Origin of the sequence: Corallococcus exercitus (assembly GCF_003611585.1) — a bacterium.
Lineage (GTDB): Bacteria > Myxococcota > Myxococcia > Myxococcales > Myxococcaceae > Corallococcus > Corallococcus exercitus.
In genome coordinates this window covers 1-8041 of the sequence record NZ_RAVW01000434.1, presented here as the reverse complement: position 1 = coordinate 8041, position 8041 = coordinate 1, and the positions used below count along the sequence as shown (strand labels likewise).

General features: G+C 73.6%; 2 protein-coding genes. Both read left to right on the top strand.

The annotated features are described in order from the left end of the window. Positions 1-969 (top strand): MFS transporter (locus tag D7W79_RS34880; protein ID WP_120529642.1); only part of this gene is annotated, 969 nt, incomplete at its 5' end. Positions 970-981: 12 nt separating this feature from the next. Further along, positions 982-8041, top strand: a 7060-nt coding sequence (locus tag D7W79_RS34875) for a non-ribosomal peptide synthetase (protein ID WP_120529641.1), incomplete at its 3' end; no start/stop codon positions are given.

Here is an 8041-nt window from a genome sequence, read left to right as displayed (position 1 = left end):
CTGGTGCAGATGGCGCTCGCGGGGACGCTGGCGGCGCTGGCCTTCACGGGCGGGCTCACCGTGCGGTGGGTGGCGGTCATCTCGTTCCTCAACGGCTGCGCCGTCACGCTGTTCATGCCCGCGTTCTCCGCGCTCATCGCCGTCTCGGTGCCGAAGGAGGACCTGCACAGCGCGCTCAGCCTCAACTCGGCGCAGGCCAACCTGGGGCGCATCTGCGGTCCGGCGCTGGCGGCGCTGCTCATCGCGCACGCGGACATCGGCTGGGTGCTGCTGCTCAACACGCTCTCCTTCGGCGCGGTGATGCTGGCGCTGCTGGGCGTGCGCGGGGCTCCGGCCGCCGCGAAGCCCGCCGTGCCGGAGGGGGTGTGGGCGGGCATCGCGCGGGGCTTCCAGGTGGCGCGGGCGGACGAGGGGCTGCTCATGGCCATGGGCGGCACGCTGGCCATCGCCGTGTGCATCGCCCCGTTCACGGCGCTGGCGCCGGTGATGGCCATCCGCGTGTTCGGCCAGGACGCGGGCGCCACGTCGATGCTGGTGACGGCGCAGGGCACGGGCGCGCTGCTGGCGGCGCTGGGCGCGGGCACGCTCGCGGACCGGATGGGGCGAGCAAGGCTCCTGGAGGTGAGCCTGCTGCTCATCGGCCCGGTGGCGGCGGCGTACTGGCTGTCCCCGTCGTTGGGGATGGCGACGGTGGCGGTGCTGCTGTTGGGGGCGCTGTACATGCTGACGCTCACGGGGCTGGCCACGCTGTGCCAGGCGCGCGTGTCCGGGGAGCTCCAGGCGCGCATCGCCAGCCTCAACTCCATGCTGCTCTTCGTCGGCTTCACGGTGGGCGTGTGGTCGCAGGGCGCGCTCGCGGACCGGCTGGGCGTCCGGCCCGTCATGGGGGGCGCGGCGTTCGGATTCCTTCTCTTCACCGTCCTGCTGCGCACGCTGCGCTCACGCGGCTTCGCGGCCTACGAGACCTGACGGAGTCATACGATGACGACCTCCTCGCCGGTTGCCCCGGGCAAGAAGCGCGCCCCGCTGCCCCTCGTCCCCAGGACGGAGGCGCTGCCGCTGTCCTTCATGCAGCAGCGCCTGTGGTTCCTGGCGCAGATGGAGGGCACGAGCGCCACGTACAACGTCTACTTCTTCGTGCGGCTCACGGGCGCGCTGGACGCTGTCGCGCTGGAGCAGGCCCTCCAGGGCGTCGTGGCCCGGCACGAAGCGCTGCGCACCACGTTCGCCGCCGTGGACGGCCAGCCGGTGCAGCGCATCGCGCCCACGCTGACGCTGACGCTCCGCCGGGAGGACCTGTCCGCGCGGGGGCTGGATGAGGCCGCGCGGGAGCGGGCGCTGCGCGAACACGCGGAAGCGGAGGCGCGCACGCCGTTCGACCTGGCACACGGACCGCTGGTGCGGGCCACGCTGGTGCGGCTCTCGCCGGAGGCGCACGCGCTGCTCTTCGTCACGCACCACATCGTCTGCGACGCGGTGTCGCTGGGGTGGATGGCGAACGAGCTGAGCGCGCTCTACACCGCCGCCACGCGGAACGAGCCGCCCCGGCTGCCGGAGCTCCCGGCGCAGTACGCGGACTTCGCGCACTGGCAGCGGCAGACGCTCACGGGCGACTTCCTGGAGGCCGAGCGCGCGTGGTGGAAGGAGCGGCTCGCCGGAGCGCCGCCCGCGCTGGAGCTGCCCACGGACCGGCCGCGGCCGCCGCGCCAGACGTCGCGGGGCGCGGTGTACCGCCTGCCCATGCCTCCCGCCCTGGCCACGGGCCTCCGCGAGCTGAGCCGCAAGGCGGCCGTCACGCCGTACATGACGCTGCTGGCGGCGTTCCAGGTGCTGCTGTCCCGCTACAGCGGGCAGGAGGACCTGGTGGTGGGCACGCCCGTGGCGGGGCGTGGACGCAGGGAGGTGGAGCGGCTCATCGGCTTCTTCGCGAACACGCTGGCGCTGCGGCTGGACACGTCCGGAGACCCATCGTTCCACGCGCTGCTCGGCCGCGTGCGCGAGGTGTGCCTGGGCGCGTACGCGCACCCGGACATGCCCTTCGAGCAGCTGGTGGACCTGCTCGTGCCCCAGCGCGACCCCAGCCGCCCGCCGCTGTTCCAGGCGATGTTCGTGCACGTGAACTCGCCTTGGGCGGCGCTGAAGTGGCCCGGCCTCACCGTGACGGAGCTGGACTTCGAGCCCGGCGTCGCGCGCTTCGACATCACCCTCTTCCTCTACGACGACCCCAGCGGCATGGAGGCGCGCTGGGAGTACAACGCCGACCTCTTCGACGAGGCGACGATGGCGCGCATGGCCGCGCACTACGCGCGCCTGCTGGAGGGCGCCGTCGCGAAGCCCGAGTCGCCGGTGTCCGCGCTCCCGCTGCTGACCGCGCGCGAGCGGGAACGCGCGGTGACGGACTGGAACGACACCGGCGCGGACGTGCCGGTGCTCCCCGGCGTGCACGCCCTCTTCGAGGCCAGCGTGCGCCGGAGCCCGGACGCCATCGCGGTGCGCTTCGGGGACGAGCGCCTGACGTACGCGGAGCTGGACCGGCGCGCCAACCGCGTCGCACATGCGCTGCGCCAGCGCGGCGTGGCGCCGGACACGGCGGTGGGGCTGTGCGTGGACCGCTCGCTGGAGCTGGCGGTGGGCGTGCTGGGCATCCTCAAGTCGGGCGCGGCCTACTGCCCGTTGGATCCGGCCTATCCGCCGGAGCGGCTGGCGCTGATGCTGGAGACGTCGCGCGCGAAGGTGCTCGTCACGCGGCGGTCCCTGGCGTCGGGGCTGCCGGAGGGCGGCGCGGAGCGGCTGTTCCTGGAGGACGACCTCTCCACGCCGGACACCGCGCCGGAGCCCGTGAGCGGACCGGACACGCTGGCCTACGTCATCTTCACGTCGGGCTCCACGGGCGTGCCCAAGGGCGTGGCGATGCCCCACCGCCCGCTGCTCAACCTCATCCAGTGGCAGGTGCGCCGCTCCACCGCGCCCCGGGGACGCACGCTCCAGTTCTCCGCGCTGAGCTTCGACGTGTGCTTCCAGGAGATGCTGCCCACGTTCGCGGCGGGCGGGGAGCTGGTGCTCGTGTCGGAGGACACGCGGCGCGACGGCCGCGCGCTGCTCACGTTGATGCGCGACCAGGGCGTGGAGCGCATCTTCCTTCCCTTCGTCGCCTTGCAGCACCTGGCGGAGGTGGCGGACTCGGACGGCCTGCTGCCCACGTCGCTCAAGGAGATCAACACCGCGGGTGAGCAGCTGCGGATGACGCCCGCGCTGCGCCGGCTGCTGCACGCGCTGGACGGGTGCGTGCTGGACAACCACTACGGTCCCACGGAGACGCACGCGGCCACGGCCCATGTGCTGAAGGGCAACCCGGACGCGTGGCCGGACCTGCCGCCCATCGGACGCACCATCACCAACGCGCGCACGTACCTGCTGGACGCGCGCTGGGAGCCGGTGCCCGTGGGCGTCGCGGGCGAGCTGTACATCGGCGGCGCGGGGCTGGCGCGAGGCTACCTGCACCGGCCGGACCTGACGGCGGAGCGCTTCGTGCCGGATCCGCTGAGCCCGCATCCCGGCGCGCGGATGTACCGCACGGGCGACTTCGCGCGGTACCTGCCGGACGGCACGCTGGAGTTCCTGGGGCGGCGCGACGCGCAGGTGAAGATCCGCGGCTATCGCATCGAGCTGCCGGAGGTGGAGGCGGCGGTGGCGAAGCTGCCGGGCGTGAAGGACGTCGCGGTGGTCGCTCGGGAGGACGCGGCGCGGGGCAAGCACCTGGTGGCCTACGTGGTGACGCAGCCCGGAGCGGACGCGGACGCGGGCGGGCTCAAGGCGGTGCTGCGCGACCGGCTGCCGGAGTACATGGTGCCCGCGGCCTTCGTGCTGCTGGAGGCGTTTCCACTCACCCCCAGCGGCAAGCTGGACCGGCGCGCCCTGCCCGCTCCGGACGACGACGCGGACGCGGCCCGGGCCTTCGTGGCCCCGCGCACGCCCCTGGAGACGGAGGTCGCGGGGGTCTTCGCCGCGCTGCTGCGGCTGCCGCGCGTGGGCGCGGAGGACCACTTCTTCGAGCGCGGCGGCCACTCCCTCCTGGCGACCCAGGTGACGGCGCGGCTGCGCGACCGGCTCCAGGTGGAGCTGCCCGTGCGCGCGCTGTTCGAACACCCCACCGTGGAGGAGCTGGCCGCGCACCTGGCCTCGCTGAGGACGGCGGCGGGTGGGGACGACCTGCCGCTCGTGCCGCGCCCGCGCGACGAGGTTCCCCCGCTCTCCTTCGCCCAGGCGCGGCTGTGGTTCCTCGCCCGGATGGATCCGGACGGCTTCTCGTACAACCTGCCCTGGTTCACGCGCTGGACGGGGCCGCTGGATGACAGCGCGCTGGAGCGGAGCCTCCAGGTGCTCGTCCAGCGTCACGAGGCGCTTCGCACCACCTTCGTGGAGCACCAGGGAGAGCCGGTGCAGCGCATCGCCCCGGCGCTGGACGTGCCGCTGCGGCGCGAGCGCGTGTCCTCGCAGGCCGAGCTCACGCGGCGCGCGGAGGCGGAGGCGCGTCTTCCCTTCGACCTGGCGCGCGGGCCGCTCGTGCGTGCGACGCTGGTGCACGTGCGGGACGGGGAGCACGCCCTGCTCGTCACGTTCCACCACATCATCTGCGACGGCTGGTCACTGGGCGTGTTGGAGCGCGAGCTGACAGCGCTCTACCGCGCGGCGACAGGGGGCGCGCCGGCGGAGCTGCCCCCGCTGTCCATCCAGCCCGCGGACTTCGCGCGCTGGCAGCGGCGGGCCTGGGTGGGCGACGGGATGGAGGCCCGGCTTGGGTGGTGGAAGGCCCGGCTCCAGGACGCGCCGACGTCCCTCGCCCTGCCCACGGACCGGCCGCGCCCGGCGGTGCAGACCTTCGAGGGCGCGCACCTGTCCCGGCAGGCCTCGCCCGCGCTGTCGCGGGCCCTGGAGGCGCTGGCCCAGCGCGAGGGGGCCACGCCCTTCATGCTGCTGCTGGCGGGCTTCCACGCGCTGCTCGCCCGCTACAGCGGCCAGGACGACGTCGTCATCGGCGCGCCTCTCGCGGGCCGCGAGCGTCAGGAGCTGGAGGGGCTGGTCGGCTTCTTCATCAACACGGTGCCCCTGCGCGTCACCGTCCCGGGGAGCGCGAGCTTCCGCGACCTCGTGGGCCGCGTGCGCGACCTCACGCTGGAGGCCTTCGCCCACCAGGACCTGCCCTTCGAGCAGCTGGTGAGCGCGCTCCAGCCCGAGCGCGACCCCAGCCGCTCGCCGCTGTTCCAGGTGATGTTCGTGCTCCAGAACGCCGGAGGCCCCGCCGCGAGCGCCCCGCCGGGCGTGTCCGTGTCTGCGCTGGACGTGGAGACGGGGATGGCGAAGTTCGACCTCACCCTCTTCGCCCAGGAGTCCCCCGAGGGCCTGGGCTTCGTCTGGGAGTACAACACCGCGCTCTTCGAGGAAGCGACCATCGCGCGCATGGCCGAGCACTACACGCGCCTGCTCGCGGCCGCCGTCGCCCGGCTGGAGCAGCCCCTCGCCAGCCTTCCGCTGCTCACCGACGAGGAGCGCCAGCAGCTGCTGTTCACCTGGAACGACACCCACGCGGACTATCCGCGCGACGCGTCGTTGACCGCCCTCTTCGAGGAACACGCCGCGAGGTCTCCTCAGGCCATCGCGGTGGAGTTCGAGGGCCGCCAGCTGACGTACGGCGAGCTGGACGCACGCGCGAACCAGCTCGCGCACCACCTGCGGAAGCTGGGCGTGGACGTGGGCACGCCGGTGGGCCTGTGCACCGGCCGCTCGCTGGAGATGGTCGTGGCCACGCTGGCCATCCTCAAGGCGGGAGGGGCCTACGTCCCGCTGGATCCGGCCTATCCCAGCGAGCGACTCCTCTTCATGGCCCGCGACACGCGCCTGCCGGTGCTGCTGGCCCAGCCGGGCCAGGAGGCGAAGCTCGCGGCGCTGGAGGCGCGCGTCGTGACGCTGACGCCCTCGTGGGAGGCCTTCGCGCACGAGTCCACGCAAGCACCGCGCGTCACCGTCCCGGCCGAGGCGCTGGCGTACGTCATGTACACGTCCGGCAGCACCGGCCGGCCCAAGGGCGTGTGCATCCCGCACCGGGGCGTGGTGCGGCTGGTGAAGGGCACGACCTACGCGCGCTTCGGCCCGGAGGAAGTGCTGCTCCAGCTGGCGCCCATCTCCTTCGACGCGGCGACGCTGGAGCTGTGGGGCGCGCTCCTGCACGGCGCGAAGCTCGTGGTCCTCCCGGCGCATCAGCCCTCGCTGGAGGAGCTGTCCCACGCGCTGGAGCACCACGGCGTCACCACGCTGTTCATCACCACGGCCCTCTTCAACCAGATGGCGATGTTCCAGCCCCGGGCGCTCGCGCGCGTGCGGCAGGTGATGACGGGCGGCGAGGCGATGTCGCTGGTAGCCGCGCGGCAGGTGCGCGAGGCGGGCCGGGACGTCGTCAACGTCTACGGCCCCACGGAGAACACCACCTACTCCACGTTCCATCCGCTGGAGGGCATGGTGGATGACGGACGCCCCGTGCCCATCGGCCGGCCCATCACCCACACGCAGGCGTACGTGCTGGACGCCCTGGGCGCGCCGGTGCCGGTGGGCGTGGCGGGCGAGCTGTACCTGGGCGGTGACGGCCTCGCGTGGGGCTACCTGTACCAGCCCGCGCAGACCGCGGAGCGCTTCGTGCCGCATCCGTTCAGCACCACGCCGGGCGCGCGGCTGTACCGCACGGGAGACCGGGTCCGGTGGCGGCCGGACGGCGTCCTCGACTTCCTGGGCCGCAATGACTCGCAGGTGAAGGTGCGCGGCTTCCGCATCGAACCGGGGGAAATCGAGGCCGCGCTCAAGGCCTCGCCGGGCGTGGCGGAGGCGGGGGTCGTCGTGCGCGAGGACGTCCCCGGCGACAAGCGGCTCGTGGCCTACGTCGTCGGCCCGAAGGTGGACACGGGCGAGCTGCGCGCGGAGCTCACCGCGAGGCTGCCGCCGCACATGGTGCCCTCCGCGTTCGTGAAGCTGGAGCGGCTGCCGCTGACCCCGTCGGGGAAGGTGGACCGCAAGGCCCTGCCCGCGCCAGACACGCAAACGGGCCCGGACACCTACGTGGCGCCGCGCGAGGGCTGGGAGTCCCTGGTGGCGGAGCTGTGGGCGCCGCTGCTGCGCGTGCCCCGCGTGGGAGCGCACGACCACTTCTTCGAATTGGGCGGACACTCGCTCCTCGCCACGCGGGTGGTGTCGCGGCTGCGCGACGTGCTCCAGCAGGAGGTGCCCCTGCGCCTGCTCCTGGAGGCCCCGACGGTGGCCCGGTTCGCGGAGCGGCTGGAGGCCCTGAAGAAGGGAGGCCCGGGTGCGCCGGTGCCGCCCATCGTCGCGGGGCCGCAAGGGCGGCCGAGGCCCCTGTCCTTCGCGCAGCAGCGCCTGTGGTTCCTCGCGCGGCTGGATCCGCAAGGGAGCGCGTACAACGTGCCCTTCTTCCTCCAGCTCGACGGTCCGCTGGACGTCCCCGCGCTGGAGGCCGCGCTGGATGCGCTGGTGCAGCGGCACGAGGCGCTCAGGACCACGTTCAGTGACGACGAGGGCGCCCCGCTACAGCACGTCCGGGAGCACCGGCCGTTCACGCTCGCGCTCGAGGCCCTGGACGGGGACGCGCTGCTGCGCTCGCGCGCGGAGGCGGAGGTGAAGAAGCCCTTCGACCTGGAGCACGGCCCGCTGGTGCGCGCCACGCTCGTCCGCACCGCGCCGGAGCATCACGCGCTCTTGCTGGTCATGCACCACATCGTGTGTGACTTCTGGTCCATCGACATCCTGGTGCGGGAGCTGAAGGTCCTCTACACGGCGCGGCACCAGGGCCAGGCGGTCTCCCTGCCGCCGCTGCCGGTGCAGTACGCGGACTTCGCCGCGTGGCAGCGCCAGGTGATGGCGGGGGAGACCCTGGAGGTCCAGCGCGCATGGTGGAGGCACCACCTGGAAGGCGCGCCGACGCTGGAGCTGCCCACCGACCGGCCCCGGCCGCCAGTGCAGTCCTTCCAGGGACTCCAGC